At 61.4% G+C, this 22,276-nt stretch carries 22 protein-coding genes; 12 read left to right on the top strand and 10 right to left on the bottom strand.

What is annotated here, in order from left to right; all coding sequences use genetic code 11:
• The first annotated feature begins 204 nt into the window (after nucleotides 1-204).
• The 3 genes from LJE98_RS13065 to murI all read left to right on the top strand — a co-directional run bounded on the left by LJE98_RS13065 (nucleotide 205) and on the right by murI (nucleotide 2,532).
• Nucleotides 205-741, top strand: a complete 537-nt coding sequence (locus LJE98_RS13065; protein ID WP_229575649.1) for a hypothetical protein — start codon at nucleotides 205-207, stop codon at nucleotides 739-741.
• Nucleotides 742-875: 134 nt separating this feature from the next.
• The gene (locus LJE98_RS13060) at nucleotides 876-1,709 is read left to right on the top strand and encodes an RNA methyltransferase (RefSeq protein ID WP_229575648.1); all 834 of its coding nucleotides are present in this window, start codon (nucleotides 876-878) and stop codon (nucleotides 1,707-1,709) included.
• On the top strand, nucleotides 1,687-2,532 hold the full coding sequence (gene murI, locus LJE98_RS13055; protein WP_229575647.1) for a glutamate racemase: 846 nt from the start codon (nucleotides 1,687-1,689) through the stop codon (nucleotides 2,530-2,532). Before LJE98_RS13060 ends, murI begins: the two co-directional genes overlap by 23 nt.
• 159 nt (nucleotides 2,533-2,691) lie before the next feature.
• Here the strand turns inward: murI and LJE98_RS13050 are convergent, their stop codons facing one another.
• Nucleotides 2,692-3,081 carry a hypothetical protein gene (locus LJE98_RS13050; protein WP_229575646.1) on the bottom strand — a complete coding sequence of 130 codons (390 nt, stop codon included), beginning with the start codon at nucleotides 3,079-3,081 and terminating at the stop codon, nucleotides 2,692-2,694.
• A 263-nt stretch (nucleotides 3,082-3,344) separates the two neighbouring features.
• On the opposite strand from LJE98_RS13050, the gene LJE98_RS13045 reads away from it, so the two are divergent.
• Nucleotides 3,345-4,460 (top strand): MFS transporter, encoded by a 1,116-nt coding sequence (locus LJE98_RS13045; protein WP_229575645.1) that lies wholly within the window; start codon nucleotides 3,345-3,347, stop codon nucleotides 4,458-4,460.
• A gap of 99 nt (nucleotides 4,461-4,559) precedes the next feature.
• Nucleotides 4,560-6,080, top strand: coding sequence for an ATP-binding protein (locus tag LJE98_RS13040; protein ID WP_229575644.1), 1,521 nt, complete (start codon nucleotides 4,560-4,562; stop codon nucleotides 6,078-6,080).
• 30 nt (nucleotides 6,081-6,110) lie between these two features.
• Here LJE98_RS13040 and pepT read toward each other — a convergent pair whose 3' ends face one another.
• Both pepT and LJE98_RS13030 read right to left on the bottom strand, forming a co-directional pair.
• Nucleotides 6,111-7,346 carry a peptidase T gene (gene pepT / locus LJE98_RS13035; protein WP_229575643.1) on the bottom strand — a complete coding sequence of 412 codons (1,236 nt, stop codon included), beginning with the start codon at nucleotides 7,344-7,346 and terminating at the stop codon, nucleotides 6,111-6,113.
• Between the two features lie 28 nt (nucleotides 7,347-7,374).
• Nucleotides 7,375-8,196 (bottom strand): D-alanyl-D-alanine carboxypeptidase family protein, encoded by an 822-nt coding sequence (locus LJE98_RS13030; RefSeq protein WP_229575642.1) that lies wholly within the window; start codon nucleotides 8,194-8,196, stop codon nucleotides 7,375-7,377.
• A gap of 359 nt (nucleotides 8,197-8,555) precedes the next feature.
• Between LJE98_RS13030 and rpsD the strand changes: the two genes are divergently transcribed.
• The 5 genes from rpsD (at nucleotide 8,556) to LJE98_RS13005 (ending at nucleotide 13,116) form a co-directional block, all read left to right on the top strand.
• Nucleotides 8,556-9,173: a 30S ribosomal protein S4 gene (gene rpsD, locus LJE98_RS13025; protein ID WP_229575641.1), complete on the top strand. Its 618-nt coding sequence runs from the start codon at nucleotides 8,556-8,558 to the stop codon at nucleotides 9,171-9,173.
• 113 nt (nucleotides 9,174-9,286) lie between these two features.
• On the top strand, nucleotides 9,287-10,213 hold the full coding sequence (locus LJE98_RS13020; protein WP_229575640.1) for a glutaminase: 927 nt from the start codon (nucleotides 9,287-9,289) through the stop codon (nucleotides 10,211-10,213).
• A 58-nt stretch (nucleotides 10,214-10,271) separates the two neighbouring features.
• A complete protein-coding gene (gene ttcA / locus LJE98_RS13015) occupies nucleotides 10,272-11,159 on the top strand; it encodes a tRNA 2-thiocytidine(32) synthetase TtcA (protein WP_420710152.1) in 888 nt (295 codons plus the stop codon).
• Between the two features lie 173 nt (nucleotides 11,160-11,332).
• Nucleotides 11,333-12,538 (top strand): alpha/beta fold hydrolase, encoded by a 1,206-nt coding sequence (locus LJE98_RS13010; RefSeq protein WP_229575639.1) that lies wholly within the window; start codon nucleotides 11,333-11,335, stop codon nucleotides 12,536-12,538.
• Entirely contained in the window at nucleotides 12,535-13,116 is a 582-nt protein-coding gene (locus LJE98_RS13005) for a protein-S-isoprenylcysteine O-methyltransferase (protein ID WP_229575638.1), read from the top strand. The genes LJE98_RS13010 and LJE98_RS13005 overlap by 4 nt, the downstream gene beginning before the upstream one ends.
• Before the next feature lie 6 nt (nucleotides 13,117-13,122).
• On the opposite strand, the gene LJE98_RS13000 is transcribed toward LJE98_RS13005, so the two are convergent.
• On the bottom strand, nucleotides 13,123-13,740 hold the full coding sequence (locus LJE98_RS13000) for a thioesterase domain-containing protein (RefSeq protein ID WP_229575637.1): 618 nt from the start codon (nucleotides 13,738-13,740) through the stop codon (nucleotides 13,123-13,125).
• A gap of 175 nt (nucleotides 13,741-13,915) precedes the next feature.
• On the opposite strand from LJE98_RS13000, the gene LJE98_RS12995 reads away from it, so the two are divergent.
• Entirely contained in the window at nucleotides 13,916-14,743 is an 828-nt protein-coding gene (locus tag LJE98_RS12995) for an inositol monophosphatase family protein (protein WP_229575636.1), read from the top strand.
• 56 nt (nucleotides 14,744-14,799) lie between these two features.
• On the opposite strand, the gene LJE98_RS12990 is transcribed toward LJE98_RS12995, so the two are convergent.
• The 3 genes from LJE98_RS12990 to LJE98_RS12980 form a co-directional block, all read right to left on the bottom strand.
• On the bottom strand, nucleotides 14,800-16,005 hold the full coding sequence (locus LJE98_RS12990; protein WP_229575635.1) for a multidrug effflux MFS transporter: 1,206 nt from the start codon (nucleotides 16,003-16,005) through the stop codon (nucleotides 14,800-14,802).
• Between the two features lie 132 nt (nucleotides 16,006-16,137).
• A complete protein-coding gene (gene grxD, locus LJE98_RS12985; protein WP_229575634.1) occupies nucleotides 16,138-16,470 on the bottom strand; it encodes a Grx4 family monothiol glutaredoxin in 333 nt (110 codons plus the stop codon).
• 106 nt (nucleotides 16,471-16,576) lie between these two features.
• A complete protein-coding gene (locus tag LJE98_RS12980) occupies nucleotides 16,577-16,807 on the bottom strand; it encodes a hypothetical protein (RefSeq protein ID WP_229575633.1) in 231 nt (76 codons plus the stop codon).
• 121 nt (nucleotides 16,808-16,928) lie between these two features.
• Here LJE98_RS12980 and LJE98_RS12975 point away from each other — a divergent pair, with 121 nt between their 5' ends.
• Nucleotides 16,929-18,083: a hypothetical protein gene (locus LJE98_RS12975; RefSeq protein ID WP_229575632.1), complete on the top strand. Its 1,155-nt coding sequence runs from the start codon at nucleotides 16,929-16,931 to the stop codon at nucleotides 18,081-18,083.
• Nucleotides 18,084-18,140: 57 nt separating this feature from the next.
• Here the strand turns inward: LJE98_RS12975 and LJE98_RS12970 are convergent, their stop codons facing one another.
• The 3 genes from LJE98_RS12970 to LJE98_RS12960 all read right to left on the bottom strand — a co-directional run bounded on the left by LJE98_RS12970 (nucleotide 18,141) and on the right by LJE98_RS12960 (nucleotide 22,276).
• On the bottom strand, nucleotides 18,141-18,374 hold the full coding sequence (locus LJE98_RS12970) for a BolA/IbaG family iron-sulfur metabolism protein (RefSeq protein WP_054149753.1): 234 nt from the start codon (nucleotides 18,372-18,374) through the stop codon (nucleotides 18,141-18,143).
• A gap of 114 nt (nucleotides 18,375-18,488) precedes the next feature.
• Nucleotides 18,489-20,711, bottom strand: coding sequence for a phosphoribosylformylglycinamidine synthase subunit PurL (gene purL / locus LJE98_RS12965; protein ID WP_229575631.1), 2,223 nt, complete (start codon nucleotides 20,709-20,711; stop codon nucleotides 18,489-18,491).
• Between the two features lie 146 nt (nucleotides 20,712-20,857).
• Entirely contained in the window at nucleotides 20,858-22,276 is a 1,419-nt protein-coding gene (locus LJE98_RS12960) for a PLP-dependent aminotransferase family protein (RefSeq protein WP_229575630.1), read from the bottom strand.

Here is a 22,276-nt window from a genome sequence, read left to right as displayed (position 1 = left end):
TGCCTATGGGACGAGCGCGGGGAGGGCGCCGTGCCGATGGCCTGCCTATAACATTCTCTCGGTACAAGGCAAACAGGAGAGGGGGTGTTCAAGGAAATTCTCGGGTCAGACTTTCGGCCTGCATTTGTCCCCAAACTTGGTTGTCTAGGGCTGGCGATTTGCGGCTAAAAGCAGTGTATCGGCAAGAACCCACCGGAATGTTCCATGCAACCCCTGTCCGCAGCATTTGTCCTTGGCCTGTTTTTCGCTTCGGTCGCATCGGGTTCCGCCTCAGCCGACGTGACGGAACCGGTTCGAGAGATCGTCGAGGCTGCGGCTCGCAGCTGGGATGATACAATCGACGGGCCGAGCGAAGACGTGTTCAGCGAGGATCGTCTTGCCCGCCTGTTCAGCCGGGATTTTGCCCGGGCTTTCGAGGCGGCATCGAAGAACCCGCCATTCGATCCGCCGGACGGCGAGACCACCGGCTATCCCTTCGACTATGACCCGATTGCCCAGGGACAGGATGGATGCCCCTTCGAGAACATCCGGATCGAGGATGACGGGGAGGGGCAGGTGACGGCGCTCTTCAACAATCGCCGTTGCTTCGGTGAAGGCGCAGAATACGATGTCGATACGGTCCTGATCTTTCACGTCGTTGACGAAGGGGCGCGGTCTGTGATCGACGACATCTATCCGGTCGTCGATGGACAGAGTGGTACCTCCATCAAGCAGGACCTGAAGGTGCAAGGCGGGATCTGAGCCTTGGCCGCTGTTCGTTTGGCCGAAATTCGAACGCCCCTACGATGTTTCAGCGGCTGCGTTGCCGCCCCAACCCCTTTGCGCACGCGTGATTTTATGCCAATGGGAGCCCCACAATCATGCAAGGGCAGATCATGGCAGGGACGAACAGCGAGCGCATCATGCTGGCCGAAGGGCCGGCAATCATTCTGGTGGAGCCGCAACTCGGCGAGAACATCGGCATGGTGGCGCGGGCCATGGCCAATTTCGGCCTGGCGGAACTGCGTCTCGTCAGTCCGCGCGACGGCTGGCCGTCCGACAAGGCGCGCGCGGCAGCCTCGAAGGCGGATCACGTGATCGACGGCACAGTGGTCTTCGATACGCTGGAAGAGGCGGTTGCCGATCTCAACTTCGTCTATGCGACCACAGCGCGCTTCAGGGATGGCTTCAAGCCGGTGCGCTCGCCGGTAACGGCTGCCGGGACGCTTCGCCAGCGTTTCCGCTCGGGCGAGAAGACCGGTATCCTGTTCGGACGTGAAAAGTCGGGCCTCTCGACCGAAGATGTGGCGCTGGCCGATGAAATCGTCACCTTCCCTGTCAATCCGGCCTTCGCCTCGCTCAATATTGCCCAGGCGGTGCTTCTCATGTCCTATGAATGGATGAAGTCCGACATCGAGGATCCGCATGCGGTGCCGTTCGATGCGCCGGAACAGCCACAGGCGACGAAGGACGAGGTGATCGGCATGTTCGAGCATCTGGAGCAGGCGCTCGACGTCAGGGGGTATTTCCATCCCGCCAACAAGAAGCCGAGGATGATCGACAATCTGCGCGCTGTCTTCACCCGGCGGGCATTCACGACGCCCGAGATCCACGTGATCCGCGGCGTGATCAACTCGCTCGACCGTTTTTCGCGGCCGGGCCAGATCAACGCGTCGGTGAAGTCTGTGATGGCGAAAGATGGCCCTGATGACGAAGGCTCCGGCAGATAACGGCGATGCGGTCGGCTCGAAGCCGATCCTGATTTTCGATTCCGGCATAGGTGGACTGACCGTCCTGCGTGAGGCGCGTCTGCTGATGCCCGAGCGCGGCTTCATCTATGTGGCCGACGATGCCGGTTTTCCCTATGGCGGTTGGGACGAAGAGCCGTTGAAGGCGCGGATCGTGCGCCTCTTTGAAGATCTGCTCGGGCGGTATGATCCCGAGGCGGTGATCGTGGCCTGCAACACCGCCTTTACGCTTGCGGGTTCCGACCTCAGGCAGCGATTTCCCGAGATGCGTTTCATCGGAACGGTCCCGGCGATCAAGCCAGCGGCCGAGCGGACACGGTCCGGCCTCGTCTCGGTGCTGGCGACGCCGGGGACCGTGAAACGTGCCTATACGCGCGACCTCATTCAGTCCTTCGCTTCACAATGCCATGTCCGCCTCGTCGGTTCGGAAAACCTCGCCCGCATGGCGGAGGCCTATATCCGGGGCGAGGCGCTGGACGATGCGGCGGTGCTTGCAGAGATTACGCCCTGCTTCGTCGAGAAGGACGGAAGGCGGTCCGATATCGTGGTGCTCGCCTGCACGCATTATCCGTTCCTCGCCAACGTCTTTCGCCGGCTCGCGCCCTGGCCCGTCGACTGGCTCGATCCGGCGGAAGCCATCGCCCGGCAGGCGCGCCGTCTTGTTCCGCTTGTGGAGGGGGCCGAACATCCCGACAATTTTGACTTTGCCGTCTTCACCTCCGGCAGTCAGGATTTTTCCACCCGGCGCCTGATGCAGGGCATGGGCCTGTCCCTGCCACCAGCGGCCGAAACGGTCTTACGGTAAACAACAGGACGGCTCCCAATCGGCCCTGCGACAATTTGTTGCAGATCGGCAACGGTCTTCGGCAAGATTTGCAATCTCGAATTGTGATCTTGCCCGAGTCGATTTTGCATGGCATGTTTCGATCATCCGCAACACAAACTACAGGAGGCGACAGATGACTCATTTTACCATGCGTATGCGCCTCTCTGGCGGATCGGTGTCTTCGATGTGCGTGGGTTCATCCACCATCGTTCGATGCACCCAATGACTGTCTGAACAGTCATATTTCCTGCCTTTTCCGGCGTTTTCAACCATACTGACGTGACTTGCCGCCAGCGCGTGTGAACGCGTTCGTTCGCTTGTGTCACGTCGCATTTTCATCAGCGAAAGGACCTGGGCGCGTCGGCGTTCCGGGACGGACAAGTCATGCACGAAAATCAATCTATAGTTGCCGACCCGCTCGCCAAGCGGATGGATGAACTGCTGCAACACTTTGGCTCCTGGCGACTGCTGGCCGCCTTGATCGGTGCCAGCTGGAGGCGGCGACAGCTTCGCAATCTGACGGCGCATCTTTCTCCCCAACTGCGGCGGGATATCGGACTCCCCGAGGATCGGCCGGTCTTTCCGGGCCGTCTGTCGCTCTGGGACATCAGACCTTGAGCGCTGACTGGTCCTCGCATCGCGAACCGTCCGGGTCAGAATTTTTGTCGGCGAGCAGACCACTCGATGCGGTGGTCTGCTTTCCAAAACAGCGGGGCTGGCCGAGTATCTTGGGGATCTGATTCCCTCCCTCCCCAGCACCCGGTCCGTCAATGCCGCCGCAATTCCTCATCATGACCGCGTTCTTCCTGCAGCCGATCGCCTTCGGCAGCTGGCTGCCGCAAATAGCCAGGGTGCAGGAGCGGCTGGCGCTCGGCCCTGCCGAACTTGCGATCGCGCTGCTTGGCCTGCCGGCAGGCATTCTGCTGATGCTGCCCTTCGCCGGTCAGCTGGTCGGTCGGATTGGCAGCCGCAACACACTGATCTTTGGTTTTCCGGTCTTTCTCGCATTGGTGCCGCTGCCAGTCGCGGCCCCGGATATGCTGTCGCTCTTCCTGCTGCTCGCGCTGCTCGGGATCGGCCTTTCAACGATCGAACTCGGTCTCAATGTCGAGGCTGACATTATCGAGAAGCGCGGCACGGCCTCGATCATGAACCGCTGCCACGGCTTCTGGAGCCTTGGGATCATGTCGGGCAGCCTGATCGGGGCTGGTTTCCTGGCGCTGGAGACATCGCCCGTGATTGCGATTGCTGTGCTGTCGCTGCTTCTGATGCCGGTTGCCTTTTTTGTCTGCCGTGCCTTGCCGCTGCACGAAGTGACGGCTGTGGCCAATGCGCCGCGGTCGTCGTGGCGGCTGCCAAGTCCCGATATCCTCGGCATCAGTCTCTTCGTCTTCGGGATTACGATGACGGAAGGGGCGGTTGCCGACTGGTCGGCCGTCTATCTCAAGCATGTCTTCGCGACGTCGGGCATGGCGACGGGCATGGGCTATGTCGTCTTCGCCATGATGGTCTCGGTCGGCCGCTTTCTCGGCGATGGGGCCAAGCAACGTCTGGGCGCTGTGGTTCTGGCGCGGATCTGCCTTCTTTTCTCGCTTGGCGGTCTGCTGCTCGTCGTCGTTGCGCCTGCCACGGCGCTTGTCTATCTTGGTCTCGCCTGTGTCGGCCTTGGCGTTTCCGTCGGTTTTCCGCTCGCCGTCACGGCCTCTGCCGATCTGGGTGACCGGCCGGCGGCTGAAAATGTCGCGATCCTGAGCTTCATCGCGCTTTTCGGTTTCCTGGTCGGCCCGCCGATGATCGGTTTCGTGGCAGAACTCTCCGGGTTGCGTAGCGGGCTTGCAACGCTTCTGCCTGCGCTGGTACTCAGCATCTTGCTTGCAGGTCTGCTGCGTCGCCGAAAGGCCGCCTGACGTCAGCACTTCCCTGTGGGTTTCGCGGATGCAGCCCATACGCGGGCTTTCAAGTCTGTTAGTGACAACAGATCAACACATGATTTGAGGATGCCGTCATTGAAGGTCGGAATCGATATGGGAACGGTGCAGGGGGGACAGCCTGCCAAGCTCGATATCGAGGAGCTTCTTGCGACCCGACTCCTGGTGCAGGGCAATTCGGGTTCGGGCAAGTCGCATCTTCTGCGTCGCCTGCTGGAGCAATCGGCGCAGTGGGTCCAGCAGGTCATCATCGACCCCGAAGGTGACTTCGTCACGCTTTCCGAAAAATATGGCCATGTCGTCGTCGATGGTGAGCGCACCGAAGCGGAACTTGCGGGCATTGCGGATCGTATCCGCCGGCACCGCGTCTCCTGCGTGCTCACGCTGGAGGGCCTGGATGTCGAGCAGCAGATGCGCGCGGCAGGCGCTTTCCTCAACGGTCTTTTCGATGCCGATCGCGAATTCTGGTATCCGGTCCTCGTCGTGGTCGACGAAGCACAGATGTTTGCACCCGCCGTCAGCGGCGATGTCTCTGAAGATGCCCGCAAGATGTCGCTGGGCGCCATGACCAATCTGATGTGTCGTGGCCGAAAGCGCGGTCTGGCCGGCGTGATCGCCACCCAGCGCCTCGCAAAGCTTGCCAAGAACGTCGCGGCGGAGGCTTCCAACTTCCTCATGGGCCGAACCTTTCTCGATATCGACATGGCGCGCGCAGCCGACCTGCTCGGCATGGACCGCCGGCAGGCGGAGATGTTCCGCGATTTGCAACGCGGCAATTTCGTTGCATTGGGCCCGGCCATGTCGCGCCGGCCGCTGCCGATCGTCATCGGTGCCGTCGAGACGTCCGCCCGCTCGTCCTCGCCCATGCTGATGCCGCTACCCGATGCGCCTCAGGACGTCGAGGATCTGATCTTCACGCCCGACCCGGAAGAATTCACCCGGCCGATCGTGCGCCGAGCATCGCCGGCGCCACGGCCGACGACGGACATTCTGGCCGAGCTCTCCCGCTCTTCCCCCGCTTCCATGACCCCGGTCGCAAGCGATTCTCCGGCGCGTGGCGCAGAAATGTCGGCCGAAGAGCGTGAGGATCGACTCGCGGCCGTGCTTTCCGAAATCCTCGGTGATCCGCAGGCCGCCTACCGGACCGATAGTGTGCTCTATCAGGAGTTTCTGGTCCGGGCCCGGATGCGTCGCGTGACCGGCCCGCCAATGCCCATGGGTGAATTCCGCCGTCGAGTGGCGGTTGCGCGCGCTGGTGTCGATGAGGAAACTGCGGCGAGCGAGGGATGGCAGACAGCTCTTTCGCTCTCGGTCCGGGTCTCCGACGATCTGCAGGGCGTCTTTCTGCTGCTCGCCAAGGCGGCGCTCCGCAACGAGGAATGCCCGTCGGACCATCGCATCGCCAGGGCCTATGGCACGCATTCTGCCCGCCGTGCCCGACGTCTGCTCGGTTACTTTGAGGAACAGGGGCTGGTCGTGGTGCATACCGACTTTTCCGGCAAGCGCATCGTGGCCTTCCCGGATCTGGAAGCCGAGACGCAGCCGGGGGACCCTAATCTCGTGGATGCGGACGAGCAGACGGCGTCCGCCGCCGAATAACCCGGTGGGCTTGAGAGCGTGCCGGACGGCTCAGGCCGCCCGCTCTTCCCACACCTTCACCAGCGCAATAATCGTCTCGACGGTCTTTTCCATATCCTGAACGCTCACCCATTCGAGTGGCGAGTGATAGGCATGGCCGCCGGTATAGATATTGGGGCAGGGCAGGCCCATGAAGGAGAGACGCGAGCCGTCTGTGCCACCACGGATGCTGTGACGCACCGGCTCAAGACCGACGCGGCGTACCGCTTCTTCGAGGTTTTCCATGATCTCCGGATGGCGATCGAGGACTTCCCGCATGTTGCGATACTGCTGCTTGATCTTGAGGCGATAGGTCGAGCCCGGATAGGTCGCCATGACGTCTGCGGTGATCGCCTCCAGCAGGTCTTCCTTTTCCTTGAGCCCTGCTTCGGTGAAGTCGCGGATGATCAGTTGAAGCATGGCGCTCTCCATGCTGCCAGAGATGTCGACCGGGTGGATGAAGCCCTGACGGCCGTCCGTGGTCTCCGGCGCGATGTCGCGGGGCAGGCGGGCAACGATGTCGCTTGCAGCCTTCATGGCATTCTCCATCTTGCCCTTGGCATATCCGGGATGCATGGCGACGCCGGCTATCTCGATCGTCACGCCATCGGCTGAAAAGGTCTCGTTCTCGATTTCGCCCACGGTCGAGCCGTCAAGCGTATAGGCGAAGCGGGCGCCGAGCTTGGCCAGGTCCACCTTGTCGGCGCCGCGTCCAATCTCTTCGTCTGTCGTGAAGAGGATCTTGATCGTGCCGTGGGGGATGTCAGGATTCGCCACGAGATAGGCCGCTGCCGTCATGATCTCTGCCAGGCCGGCCTTGTCGTCAGCGCCAAGCAGTGTCGTGCCGTCTGTGGTGACGACATCATTGCCGATCTGCTTGTTCAGCTGCGGATGAGACGCGACCCGGATCACCTGGCTGCTGTCGCCCGTCAGGATGATGTCACCGCCCTGGTAGTTGCGCACCAGCTGCGGCTTGACGTTCGTGCCGGTGAAGTCCGGCGCGGTATCCATATGCGAGCAGAAGCAGATGACCGGCACGTCCCTGTCCGTGTTGGACGGGATTGTCGCGTAGACATTGCCATGCTCGTCGAGATGGGCGTCATTGAGCCCGAGCGCCAGCATTTCGGCGACGAGGACCCGGCCGAGATCCTTCTGCTTTTCCGTCGAGGGCTGGGCCTCGGAGGCAGGATCGGACTGTGTGTCGATGACGACATAGCGGAGGAAGCGGTCGAGGACGGTGTCGGTCATGGCTATGCCTTTCCTGGTCTTCCTGCCGTCACTGGCTGGCTTTGGTTCCGAAATGACGATCAAACAGCGTGATCATTTCCTGCGTACGGGCATTGGCGCTGTCTGCACCCAGAACCACGCCGATCAGACGACGGTTACCCTGGCTCGCAGATGTCACGATGTTGTAGCCCGATGCGTTGGTGAAGCCGGTCTTGATCCCTTCGGCGCCTGGATACTGCACGAGGAAGGCATTGTGACCGCGAAACTTCATGCTGCGGAATGTCATGCCGCGCGAGGCGAACAGTTTGTACTCCTCGGGGAAGTCCCGGAGCAGCGCCAGCCCCAAGCGCGCCATGTCGGTCGCGGTCGTCAACTGGCGCGGATCGGGCAGGCCGGACGGATTGGTGAAGACGGTCTGCGTCATTCCCAGTTCCCGGGCCTTGGATGTCATCATCTGGCCGAAGGCCTCCTCGGAACCGGCAAGGGTCTCGGCGACGGCAGTTGCTGCGTCATTGGTCGAAAGCACCACCATGCCCATGACCGCCTCGCGCACGCTGATCGTATTGCCAGCGCCGACTGCAAATTTGTAGGGTTCCTTGTCGTTTGCGTTCTGCGAGATGACCAGTCGCTGATCCCAGTCGAAGCGGCCGGACTGCAGCGCCTCGAATGTCAGATAGAGCGTCATCATCTTGGTGAGTGACGCGGGGTAAAGCACCCGATCGGCATTGTCCGCCTCCAGGATCGCACCGGTCTCCGCATCGACCAGGATATGCGCATGGCCGGGCTTCTGGATCTCCGCGGCCGCAGGCATGATGGCCAGGAAGAGGCCGGCAAGGGCGAGCAAAGGCAGGCGAAACAGATGTCTGATCATCAAGGACGTGTCTTCTGTTAATGAGGATGCCCCGGGGATAGCGGAGTTCTTGCGTTCTGTCAGCCTTTGCAGGCTGTTTTGCGATCTTTTCCGCTCTAGACCGTCCATGAGCGCGTCTATTTGCAGATCCGGCGCCATGCAGTGCGGATGCCGTGTTGACAAATGTGTACTTCGCCACTAATCACCCCACCAACGCCGGGCCGAAACGCCCGGTGTTTGTTTTGACATGTCCCGTGGTTTTCTCCGTTCGCTGACGTGAGAAGCCTGTCAGAACCTCCCGGAAGGAGGTTCAGAGGAGGGCGTGTTTCCTTAAGCGATTTGGCAACAAACCGCTGTAACCTGTTGAGAAGGAAATACGGATGAGCAAGCGCGCATCTTCCAAGTACAAAATTGACCGCCGTATGGGCGAAAACATCTGGGGCCGTCCGAAGTCCCCGGTGAACCGCCGCGAATACGGCCCGGGCCAGCACGGCCAGCGCCGCAAGGGCAAGCTTTCCGACTTCGGTGTGCAGCTGCGCGCCAAGCAGAAGCTGAAGGGCTACTACGGCGACATCCGCGAGAAGCAGTTCCGCGCCACCTACGACGAAGCCAACCGCCGCAAGGGTGACACGGGTGAAAACCTGATCGGCCTGCTCGAGTCGCGTCTGGACGCCATCGTCTACCGCGCCAAGTTCGTACCGACGGTCTTCGCTGCCCGCCAGTTCGTCAACCATGGCCACGTCACCGTGAACGGCGTTCGCGTCAACATCGGTTCGTACCGCTGCAAGGCCGGCGACGTCATCGAAGTTCGCCAGAAGTCGAAGCAGATGGTCACGGTTCTGGAATCGGTATCGCTCGCAGAGCGTGACGTTCCCGACTACCTCGAAGTCGACCACAACAAGATGGTTGCCACCTATGTTCGCGTTCCCGGCCTGTCGGATGTTCCGTATCCGGTCATCATGGAACCGAACCTGGTCGTCGAATTCTACTCGCGCTAATTGATCGCGAGACAGATTTGTGGAAAGCCGCCCCTCGGGGCGGCTTTTTTTGTTTGCAGTGCAGCGCTCACCGGGGAAGATGACGCGGTACGGACGCGGGTAAGGGGTAAGAGATGGATCTGCAGCTGATCGCCGACGAGATCGTCAGCGTGCTTGAGCCGCGCCTCGGCGAAGGCAAGGTGGCCGACTACATTCCGGAACTCGCCCGCGTCGACCCGAAGCAGTTCGGCATCGCGATCACCACCGTGGATGGCAAGACCTACAAGGCAGGCCATGCCGACACGGCGTTTTCGATCCAGAGCATTTCCAAGGTCTTCATGCTGACGCTTGCGCTCGGCAAGGCGGGCGAATCCGTCTGGAAACGGGTGGGGCGCGAGCCTTCGGGCTCCTCCTTCAACTCCATCGTCCAGCTCGAACGCGAGCATGGCATCCCGCGCAATCCCTTCATCAATGCCGGTGCGATTGTCGTCACGGACATGGTGCTGGCAGGTCATGCGCCGCGCGAGGCGATCGGCGAATATCTGCGCTTCATGCGTTACCTCGCCGATGACGAGACATTGTCGATTGACGAGAAGGTGGCCCAGTCAGAGCAGAGAACCGGCTTCCGCAATTTTGCACTGGCCAATTTCATGCGTGGCTTCGGCAATCTCGAACATCCGGTCGAACACACACTCGGCGTCTATTTCCACCAGTGCGCACTGGCACTCTCCTGTGTCCAGCTCTCGCATGCCGGCCTATTTCTCGCCAATCGCGGCACCAATCCGCTAACCGGCTTCTCGGTTGTCTCGCCGAAGCGCGCGCGGCGCATCAACGCATTGATGCTGATGTGCGGCCATTACGACGGTTCGGGCGATTTCGCCTATCATGTCGGCCTGCCGGGCAAGTCCGGCGTCGGCGGCGGCATCCTCGCGGTTGCGCCCGGCAAGGCATCGATTGCCGTCTGGTCGCCAGGTCTCAACGAGGTGGGCAATTCGGCGCTCGGCTCGACTGCGCTTGAGATGCTCGCAACCCGTACGGGCTGGTCGGTCTTCGGGGCTTGATCTTCACGGCTGCAACGGGCATTGCATGGCCACGATTGCTGCCGGGCCGGAGCCGAAGATGAACCTCGTCAACATGATCGACAGTCAGGATGCCTCAGCACTCGACGGCGAGGATGCGCTCGACCTCTCGACGGTGCATCCGGTCTTTGCCAATGCGCCACGCTCCGTGTCCTTCAACAAGCTGCGCAAGCGGCTCATCCGCCAGGTGCGCCAGGCCATTGCCGATTTCGACATGCTGAAGGGCCAGACGCGCTGGCTGGTCGGTCTCTCCGGCGGCAAGGACAGCTACGGCCTGCTCGCCATCCTGCTTGATCTGCAATGGCGTGGCCTGTTGCCGGTCGAACTCGTCGCCTGCAATCTCGACCAGGGTCAGCCGAATTTCCCCAAACACGTGCTTCCGGAGTATCTCGCTTCGATCGGGGTCAAGCACCGCATCGAGTATCGCGACACTTATTCGATCGTGAAGGAAAAGGTGCCAAGCGGTGGCACCTATTGCTCGCTCTGTTCACGCCTGCGTCGCGGCAATCTCTACCGGATCGCGCGGGAGGAGGGGTGTGGCGCCCTCGTGCTCGGCCACCACCGCGAGGATATCCTCGAGACCTTCTTCATGAATTTCTTCCATGGCGGCCGACTTTCGGCCATGCCGGCAAAGCTCTTGAACGACGAGAAGGATCTCTTCGTGATGCGGCCGCTCGCCTATGTCGCCGAAGAGGACATGGCGCGCTTTGCCCAGGCCATGCAGTTCCCCATCATCCCCTGCGATCTCTGCGGCTCCCAGGACGGTCTGCAGCGCAACGCAATGAAGGAGATGCTGGCGGGGATCGAATCGAAGATGCCGGGCCGCAAAGATGCGATGCTCAGGGCTCTCGCCCATGTCGATCCTTCGCATCTGCTGGATCCGAAGCTCTTCGATTTTGCCGGACTGATGGCAACGAAGCCGGATTGAGCCCAGCACTGCCCCGGTCGGCGCCATCTCACTTGTAAAGACACAAGAAAAATCCTCCCGTCGCATGTTGATCGGGTCCCAAGGCTGGACTGCGCAGGGGGCTTCTTGCACATTGCATCCGGACAGGGACTGCGAGCGCTGCTTCGCGGCTCCGGGAATTCGTGGGAGTAGGAATGTCTGAGGTCACTCAGCCTTCGGTGTCGAGGCGTGCCGTGTTTCTCGTCGGAGGGTATGAACGCAACGACGCAGCCGGATTTTTCCGGCGCATCGGGCGCGAGATGGATCGCTTCTGCAAGTGCTGGTCGGTCGAAGCGACGCTGGAAAAGCCGGTGGAGCATGCGCAGGTCTCGGTCACTACCGCAGCCGTCGAGTACCACGGTCCGGATGGCGCCTGCCGCTCCGAGATCAGCTTTCTGAGCTTCGACGATATCGTGAAGCATGACGGTGCGCGGCCCTTCGTCGTCAGGCTGCTCGCCTATCTTGTGGCCTTCTTCGATTATGTGCTGAGCGGCACCATGTTCCGCTTCTTTGCGACCAACTGGCGATTCGCACTGTATTTTCTCTACCCATTCGTGATGCTGCTCGTCTTCGCCTGGCTCGCTACAACCGCCTATCGGCTGGCCGGTTTCTTGGCCCTTCCCGGTGGTCCGGTTTTGCCGGCGATCGTCGGTGCTGCCATTGCTTATGCCGTCGGTCGTTTCATCGGGCGGCGCTACTTCGTCTTTCACCTCATGGATCTCTGGTCCTTCAGTCGCGAGCATCTGCATTGCCGCCGTCCCGTGATGGATGCGCGCATCCACGGCTGGGCCGGGCTGATTGCCGAGCGGATCGCGGCTGCGGACTATGACGAGATACTGCTTGTCGGGCATTCGACCGGCGGCGCCCTCATCCTCGATGTCGCTCACCAGCTTGCGGAGCGACTGGTGGTTGAGGGCAGGCGTGTCGACTTCAAGCTGGTCACCGTCGGATCCACCTCGCTCAAGGTGGCCCTGCATCCGGCGGCAAAACGGGCCCGGATGCGGCTCGAAGCCTTGGCATCTCATCCCGGGGTCGTGTGGACGGAGTTCCAGGCGCTCACCGACATCATCAACTTCTACAAATGCGACCCCTATGCACGCGCAGGTCTCTCGCACAGGCGCGGCGACGCGTTTCCGCGCCAGATGCAGGTGCGTGTCCGCGACATGCTCGAGCGGGACACCTATCGCCGCGTGAAGAAGAACTTCTTTCGGGTTCACTATCAGTTCATTTCGGCAAACAGCCGGCGCTATTTCTATGATTTCTTCATGATCTGCTGCGGCACCCGGCCAATCGAGGCCGTAAGAGGCGATGCGCTGCCGATCTCGGCAGAGGCAGGCAAAACGGCAGAGGCAGTATCATGATCCGCATTTCCTTCATCCTCTGGGCCCTGATGCTGGTGACATGGTGCGCGATGCGTTATCCGGCCATGCGTCGGGCGCGCCGCCAGAAGACACAGGTCGACCGCCGCTCGACGCTCGATATCTCGCTTCTGGCCTTCTGCACTTTTGCCCTCGTGGTCATGCCGATCGCATGGCGGCTGGATGTCTTCGATGGTATTGCCGATCGCGGGCAGGGGATCGTGCAGGTTCTTCTGGGCGCCATAACGGGCATCGCCTTTCTCTGGCTGTTCCGCCGCAGCCACAAGGATCTGGGCAAGAACTGGTCCGTGACGCTCGAAGTGCGCGAAGGCCATCAGCTGGTCACCCAGGGCGTCTACGCCCATGTCCGGCATCCGATGTATGCCTCTTTCCTGCTCTGGGGGCTCATGCAGGCGCTGCTGATCCCGAACTGGATTGCCGGTCTTGTCGGCCTTTGCGCCGTGGTCGCGCTCTATGCGGTGCGCCAGTCTCGTGAAGAGGCCATGATGCGGGAGAGTTTCGGTGCCGAATACGACGCCTATTGCGCCCGCACCAAGCGGCTAGTTCCCGGGATATTCTGAAACCTGTCAGCGCCTGCGAAGGGCCAGGGTGATCTCCTTGATCGCCCGATGGTGAAGCTCCGGGTTCTTGTCGATGTTGAAGTGGCCGATGCCCTTGATGGCCGCCTCGCCCTGGCGCAAGTTGATATTGGCCAGTTCGCCCTTGAATCCGGGCGCCGGCAAGACCGGGGACCACAGATTTTCGCCACCGGTGTAGAAGTTCAGCGTCTTCCTTACGTTGCGGGGGACGGGACCCTTGCCCGTCGGATCAAAACTCAGGATCAGCGCCACCGGGATCTTCATCGGTTGCAGCGCGCTTGCCACCGAGAAGGTCATGTCCGCGCCCAGGGAGTGTCCTATGAGCACGATCGGGCGGGCATCCTTCGACGCGCGGTATCGCTCAGCGATCCTTCGGGCGAAGGCCTGGGCATTGGGCAGCGACAGGACCTCCGCCTGGATGCCATCCTCGGCGAGCCTCTTTCCGAGGGTATCGAGCCCCGTCGAAAAGATATTTGCAAAGCCGCGAAAGAGATAGACCTGGCCGGTGGCGAGCTTCGGCTTGCGAGGTTTTGCGGCCTCGGCTGGCAGAACAGAGGCGGCGAGGATCAGCGATGCATGGGAGAGAAGGGCGCGCCTGGAAAACATGTCGTGTGGTGGTCCTGAAAATGCAGCTGTTTCGAAATCATGCATGAATCAGGCCGGGTGACAATCAGGTTGGCGTGGCTTTCTGCCTATACTTCACCATTGTCGACGGGCTAGAACGGGGGCGACCGGATGGCGCGACACATCGTGCCTTGCCTCAAGCATCAGGAGACGCCTCATGACTGCCGCCATCGACATCGCCGCCCTAGCCAATCTCTTGCAGGAGGCTGCCGTCGAGGAGATTCTGCCGCGCTTTCGCAATCTCGGCGATGGCGATATCCGGATGAAGACGGAGGCCATCGACCTCGTTACCGAAGCCGACGAGGCTGCCGAGCGATTGATCCGAAAGGGAATCGAATCCCTTATGCCGGATGCGCTGTTCGTCGGTGAAGAATCGGTCGCCGCAGACCCGGCCCTTCTCGATCGCCTCAAGGATGCCGATCTCGCCGTCGTCGTCGATCCCATTGATGGAACGTTCAACTTTGCCTCCGGGCTGAGCTTGTTCGGCGTCATGCTTGCGGTTGTCTCCAAGGGCGAGACAGTCGCCGGTATCATCTATGATCCGATCGGCAATGACTGGGCGCTTTGCGAAAAGGGATCGGGTGCCTGGCTCTATCGCACTGATGGCTCTCAGGAGCAGATGTTCATGCGGCCGAGCGGTGCGCTCGAACAGATGATCGGCATTGCCAATACCGGCTTCTTCGATATCGACATGCGCCGCAAGATCCTCTCCAACCTCGCAGAGGTCCGCCTCTTCACCAGCTATCGCTGCGCGGCGCATGAATATCGCCTGCTCGGCCAGGGGCATATGGATTTCGCCATGTACAACAAGCTGATGCCTTGGGATCATCTCGGCGGGGCCCTGATGATGCAGGAGGCGGGCGCGCATGTGGCGCGGTTCGACGGTTCGCCCTACCTGCCGCACCACACGTCGGGTGGCCTTCTGGTCGCAGCTGATGCGGACGCATGGCAGGAATTGCGGGAGCGGATATTCACGGTCGACTGATCAAAAAAAGGCCCGGCATCGACCGGGCCTTTCACGTTTCAAAGAGGGCGTTTCGACTAAACCGGTTTGTTCTGGGCCTGGAACAGACGGCCCTTCTCCCCGATCAGGACAAAAACGAGGCCGACAACCGAGACCATGAAGAAGCCGGCGACCATTGGCAGCGCCGTGCCGTCGAAGGCCTGGCCGATGGTCGCGCCGATGATCGATCCACCGATCGTGCCCATGAAGCCGAGCACTGCGGATGCCGTGCCGGCCACATGACCGAGCGGCTCCATGGCGAGCGAGTTGAAATTCGAGCCGATCCAGCCGAACTGGAACATCGCCAACGCAAACAGGGTAATGAAGAGTGCAAAGGGCATTGGCGCCGGACCGACGAGCTGCACCACCAGCCAGATGAAGTTGATGGTGATGAAGCCGATCAGAGAGCCGTGCGACAGCTTTCGCATGCCGAACCGCCCGACGAGCTTGGCGTTGACGAAGGATGCGAGCGCCATGAACAGGGCGACACCGGCAAAGGCGACGGGGAACCAGACGCCAAGGCCATAAATGCCGACATAGATCTGCTGGGCCGAGTTGATGAAGCCGAACAGGGCGCCGAAAATGAAGGTGCTGGCGATCGTGTAGCAGAGGGCGACACGGTTGGTCAGCACGATCCGGAAGCCGTCGAAGATCACCTTGACCGTAAATGGACGCACGTCTTCCGGCGCAAGTGTTTCAGGCAGGCGGACATACATCCAGACGCCGACCATCACGGCGATCAGCGCCATGAAAACGAAGATCCAGTGCCAGTCGCCGAAGAGCATGATGACCTGGCCGGTGCCCGGCGCGACCACCGGGATGACCATGAAGACCATCATGATCAGTGACATGACTTCCGCCATCTGGCGACCGCCGAAGACGTCACGGACGATCGACACGGTGATGACGCGGGTGGCCGCCGAACCGATGCCCTGGATGAAACGCAGTACGAGCAGTGACTCGAAGGATGGGACCATGACGACGGCAAGCGACGAGACCACATAGATCGCAAGGCCGATGATCATCGGCATGCGTCGGCCGAAGCGATCGGCGATCGGACCATAGAAGAGCTGGGCGATGCCGAAGCCTAGCAGATAGGCCGATACGACATACTGGCGATGGTTCTCGTTCTCGACGTTGAGTGCGGCGCCGATTTCCTGCAGGCCCGGCAGCATGATGTCGATGGCCAGCGCGTTGAGCGCCATGAGGAAAGCCATCAGCGCAATGAATTCGACGCGCCCCATGCCCCCAAGGACCTTGGGGGTGGGCTGTAATGAATTTGACATAAATTTTGACCTTGGAACGTCATGAAGGCGTTGCTGGGAACAACGCCTTCATGACCTGGAGATTGTCTATAGGCCTTGCGGCCGGTAGGTTCAGGCGGCGCCGCGGACGGCGATACCCTGGTCTTCGAAATGTTTCTGAAGTTCGCCGGCCTGGAACATCTCGCGGACAATGTCACAGCCGCCGACAAACTCGCCCTTGATGTAAAGCTGCGGAATGGTCGGCCAGCTGGAGAATTCCTTGATCCCTTCGCGGATTTCCATATCGGCCAGCACGTTCACACCCTTGTAGTCCACGCCGAGATAATCAAGAATCTGGACGACCTGGCCAGAGAAACCGCACTGCGGGAACTGCGGGCTGCCCTTCATGAACAGGACAACGTCGTTGGTCTTGACTTCGTTTTCGATGAATTCGTGGGCGCTCATGTTATCTGTCCTTTCACATGCCGTTCAAGGCGGCAGCTTCGATTTGCCGTAGAAATAGCAATACGGATCGGCTTTTGCCAGTGGCGAGTTTGCGGCAATGCCGGAATTAACGGCTGCGCTGGCGGCTGCGCTTGGCGGTGGTGCGGCGGCGGCTCACCTGCTTGCGGGCCGGAGCCTTCACGCGCTTCGTCGTCTTGCGCACGAAACGTCCCGTTGTCGCGGAGCGGGTCTGGCGCTTGCGGCGGCGAGTCGTGCCGCTGCGGTTCGATTTTTTCAGGATCTCCTTCAGCACGCCCTCGACGACGTCCTTGACAATGTTTCCCAGCAGATCCGCCATATTAGTCCCCTTGCGCCCGCGGTCTTGAGTGGTTTTGTTCCATGCGCTCTTTTAATCAGCGTAATTCTCGTCTAGCAAGCGCCCCATGCGGCCGCCTGCCGTCGATCGAGTGACCGTCTAGATGATCCATAGCCGCATTGTCCTGCATTTTCCGGGTTTCGAACCACTGGATGCCGAAGCCCATCGTCGGCGCTATCAGCGCTCGGCCGCACAGACCAGTTCTGTCTGGCAGGCGCGCTTCGATGTCGGGGCGCTGTCTGTCGACGGCGCGGGTGCGCACTTTCCGGTTGATGCTGAAGTCGCTGGCTGGACGACGCGTTCCGGTATTCATGTCTTCGACCATAATGCGCTGATCACCGCAATGCGGTCCGAACCGGTCTGGATGCAGGTCGCAAAGGGTTTCAAGGCCGGATTTGATGTCGTGCGCCAGGGCGGCGCTTGGGGCTATTTTCGCCATGCCTGGCGTTTCGGCCTGTTCTTCCTCTTTCCTTTCCTGTTCCTGGCTGCCGGTCTGGCGCTCGGGGTCAACATCGCGGCGATCCCATCGGTCCTTAATCTTTCGCCCTGGTGGTCTTTCCTGACAGTGCCTGCGGGCGTACTCGTGTTCCGCTACGGCGTCATTCCGTTTTCCAACCGCTACCATGTGCTGCATCTGCTGGCCGACTGGCGGCTCGCGGTCGCCATCGCGGAGGACCGGCCGGAGGTCTCATCCCTGATCGAGCGGGCGGTAGACCAGGCGGTCGAGGCCTTGAGGCAGCCGTCGGACGAGATCCTTGTGACGTCCCACAGCATGGGTGCGAATTTTGCCATCTCGGTGATCGCTCGACTTCTTGAGAAGGCGCCCGACATTCTCAAGGGGCGACGGATCGTCTTTGTCGCATTGGGGGGCGCCGCCCTGCAATGCAGCCTTTTGTCAGAGGCGACCTTGCTGCGCAGGCGGATCGGCGCCCTCGCGCGCCAGCCGGATGTGGACTGGTTCGACATTCAATGCCTGACTGACCCAATCCACCTTTACAAATGCAATACCGTGGCACTCTCGGGCCATGCGGACGCGCCACAGCCGAAGCTCGTCTTCATCCGCTTCAAACATGCGATGTCGACCGAGCGCTATGAAAAGAACCGCCGCGATTTTCTGCGTATGCACCGGCAATATGTGCTCGGCCCCGATCAGCCGAGCGGCTTCGACTTTACCCTGATGACAGCGGGGCCACTGCCGGCGAAGAGCTTCGAAGCGCTGCAATCGACACGCGCTCCGGTCATTGACCCCAGGTCATGAATAAGGCCCGCCGGTGAACGGCAGGCCTTGGATATCGCCTCAAGAACAGCAGTCACTTCAGTCGGGAATGCTGGTCTGCAGCGCCAGCGCATGCAGAACGCCGCCCATATTGCCCTTCAGCGCATCATAGACCATCTGGTGCTGCTGAACGCGGCTCTTGCCGCGAAAAGCTTCGGCGACGACCTCGGCAGCGTAGTGATCACCGTCTCCGGCGAGATCGCGGATGACGACCTTCGCCCCCGGAATGCCGGCCTTGATCATGTCTTCGATGTCGCCTGGTTTCATCGGCATAAAACGGATCCCTCATGCAAATCAGCAATGCGAGAACTATCGTGCATTCGCCGAAGTCTTTCAATGGGGTAGGTGGCACCTACCCCATGCTCCACAGGCATGTGATCGAAGGCCTTAGGCGAGTTCGCCTTCCATGAGGGCCGGGAACCAGCCTTCATGCGCCTTCTTCAGTTCCTCGACGGCAATGGCACGTGCATCGCCGAGCACGACGTTCGAACCGCCTGTGCGGCCGATCCACGGGCAGAAGACGCCAGCGGCTTCAGCGCGGACCTGGACCGTGTCCACGTCTGCTTCCTTGACCGTGAGCACGTAGCGACCCTGGTCTTCGCCATAGAAGACAGCCACCGGGTTGGCGTCGTTCAAGGCATTGACATGGGCGCCGATGCCGGAGGCCATGGCCATTTCCGCGACGGCAAGCGCGAGGCCACCCGACGAGCAGTCGTGCACGGCAGTCGCAAGACCATCCTGGATCAGGCCGCGCACGAAGTCACCGACCTTCTTCTCATGGGCGAGATCGACATGCGGCGCCGGACCGTCGGTGCGGCCATGAATGTCGCGCAGATAGACCGACTGGCCGAGATGCGTGCCCCAGGAAGACGGAGCCCCGGCGAGCAGGATCGCCTCGCCCTGTGCGGCAAAGCGGATGCGGGCCATCTTCGACCAATCCTTCATCAGGCCGACGCCGGCGATGGTCGGGGTCGGCAGGATGCCCTGGCCGTTGGTCTCGTTGTAGAGCGAGACATTGCCGGACACGATCGGGAAGTCGAGCGCCAGGCAAGCCTCGCCGATGCCCTTGATGGCAAATACGAGCTGGCCCATGATCTCGGGCCGCTCGGGGTTGCCGAAGTTCAAGTTGTCGGTGGCGGCGAGCGGAAGTGCACCGGTCGCCGTAATGTTGCGCCAGCATTCGGCGACAGCCTGCTTGCCGCCTTCGAACGGGTCGGCCTCGACGTAACGCGGGGTGACGTCAGAGGAGAAGGCGAGCGCCTTGGTGGCGTGACCCTCGACGCGGACGACGCCGGCATCGCCGCCTGGAAGCTGCAGGGAGTTGCCCTGGATCAGGGTGTCATACTGCTCGTAGACCCAGCGGCGCGAGGAGTTGTTGGCCGAGCCGACGAGCTTCAGAAGTGCGTCGGTCACGTCGCCTGCCGGAATGTCGTTCTCGGCCAGCGGGGCCGGGGTCTTCGGCTCGATCCACGGACGGTCATATTCCGGGGCTTCGTCGCCCAGTTCCTTGATCGGCAGGTTCGCGACTTCCTCGCCCTGGTGAATGACGCGGAAGCGCAGGTCGTCGGTGGTGTAGCCGACGATGGCGAAGTCGAGCCCCCATTTGACGAAGATCGCCTTGGCGACCTCTTCCTTGGAGGGCTCGAGCACCATGAGCATGCGCTCCTGGCTTTCCGAGAGCATCATTTCATAGGCCGTCATGCGCTCCTCGCGCACCGGCACCTTGTCCAGCATGAGTTCAATGCCGAGGTCGCCCTTTGCGCCCATTTCGACCGCCGAGCAGGTGAGGCCGGCAGCCCCCATGTCCTGAATGGCGATGACGGCGCCGGTCTGCATCAGTTCGAGGCAGGCTTCCAGCAGGCATTTTTCGGTGAAGGGGTCTCCGACCTGCACGGTCGGGCGTTTCTCTTCGATCGATTCGTCGAATTCGGCCGATGCCATGGTGGCGCCGCCGACGCCGTCACGGCCGGTCTTGGCGCCGAGATAGACGACGGGAAGGCCGACGCCCTTGGCTTCCGACAGGAAGATTCCGTCCGCCTTGGCAAGGCCGGCGGCAAATGCATTGACGAGAATATTGCCGTTGTAGCGGGCGTCGAATTCCACTTCACCGCCGACTGTCGGCACGCCGAAGGAATTGCCATAGCCGCCGGCACCGGCGACGACGCCTGCCACCAGATGCTTGGTCTTCGGATGATCAGGCGCGCCGAAGCGGAGCGCGTTCATGGCGGCCACCGGACGGGCACCCATGGTGAAGACGTCGCGAAGGATACCGCCGACGCCGGTTGCCGCTCCCTGATAGGGTTCGATGTAGGACGGGTGGTTATGGCTCTCCATCTTGAAGACGACGACATCGCCGTCATCGATGTCGACGACACCGGCATTTTCGCCCGGTCCCTGGATAACCCGCGGCCCCTTGGTCGGCAGCGTCTTCAACCACTTCTTCGAGGACTTGTAGGAGCAGTGCTCGTTCCACATGGCCGAGAAGATGCCAAGCTCGGTGAAGGTCGGCTCGCGTCCGATCAGGTTCAGGATGCGATCGTATTCATCCGGCTTCAGGCCGTGGCTTGCGATCAATTCTGCGGTGATGGGACGGGAGTTGGAAACGGTCATCTGGCTCTCAGGGCAATGGGAGATCGTTGGGAGATCGGTTTCGAGGCAGGCTATAACCCAAGCCTGCGCCCGGCGCACTTGAAAAATGCGCGCAATCCGGCCTTTCCTGCCGCTTTCGTGACGATGGCGGATGGAGAGGATCGCTGTCAGACGATGGCGCTGGTGCCCAGAGGCGACTGGTCGAGGACGCGCCGAACCGTCTTCAGCCCTTCCACCGAAATCTCACGATCGCGTCCCTCGCTGAAACCGACCCGGACATGGTGGAAGACGCGTGCCGAGCGGGCCGGCTTGAACTCGTCTTCATCGTCAATCAGGACATCGGCATCCAGAACGGCCTGCTTGAAGGTGCCGGACATCCAGGGTTCCGGCAGCTTCAGCCAGAAGAAGGGCAGGCGCGGGTGCGAGCGAAAATCCTTTCCGGCAAAGCACTGGCGGACGATTTCCTCCCGCGCGCCGATTTCTGCGAGCACCTTGCCGCGAATATCGCCAGCCGCGCCGGACAAGACGAGTCTTGCGGACAATTCGGCAAGGAGGAAGGGCAGGCCGCCGCTCACCATCTTCTGGGTGACGCGAACGCGCTGGCTCATATGCGGCGGGCAGGCGACCCAGCCGCCACGTACGCCGGCGGCGACGCATTTCGACAATCCGTTGAGCAGAAAGGTGCGGTCCGGCGCCAGTTCGGCCAGAAGCGGGATCTCGTCTGCGATCATGCCGCCATAGAGATAGTCCTCGATCAGCCAGACATTGTATTTGCGGGCGATCTCGACAATGTCCTTGCGCCTGGAGAGCGGAAGGCTCGCAAGCGTCGGGTTCTGGCCCGACGACATGATGAAGGCAGCCTTCGGATGTTCGCGGGCGCAGACACGCTCGAAATCCTCCGGCAGAATGCCGTCGGCGTCGGAATCGACCAGTGCGATCTGTCGTCCCATCAGGTTCGCGCTGCGCGAGACTTGCGAATAGGTGAGGTGCTCGCACACGATCCGGTCACCGGCGCCACTCACCGCAGCGATAACGGCGTTGATGCCGGCATGCACGCCGAGTTGGGGGAGTATCTGTTCGGGGTCCGGCGTCCAGTTGCCCGAAGACAGCCATTGCCGCCCTGCCTCGAGCCAATCTGGGGAGAGGGTGCGGGTGTAGCTTGAAATCTCGCCCGGATGCGCGGAGGCGATCTCGGCCATGATGTGTCCGACAATTTCGGCCTGTCCGACGTCGATGGCAGCCGTGGTGTCGAAGCGCAGCTTGCCCGGCGGCGGAATGATGGCGCGGGTGCCGCCGTAGTGGATCGACACCGGGTCACGCGGCGTGGCCGATCCCTGGTCATCCGTGCCCTGCACATAAGTGCCGCGCCCGACCTCGCCATTGACCAGGCCGCGCTCGCGCAACAAGGCATAGGCTCGGGATATTGTACCTATTGTCACCCCTACATCATAGGCGAGATCGCGCTGCGGGGGCAATTTGGCGCCGAGAGGCAATGCGCCTGATTTGATGGCGTTTTCCGCATCATCGGCGATGCGCACATACAGCGGGCCGGTACCGGCTTCAAGAGAGGGGAGCCAATTTGTCAT

The sequence above is a fragment of the Rhizobium sp. 'Codium 1' genome (genome assembly GCF_020889605.1).
GTDB lineage: Bacteria > Pseudomonadota > Alphaproteobacteria > Rhizobiales > Rhizobiaceae > Allorhizobium > Allorhizobium algae.
The sequence above is the reverse complement of the archived record's forward strand: the minus strand, read 5'-3'. Positions and strand labels throughout refer to the sequence as shown.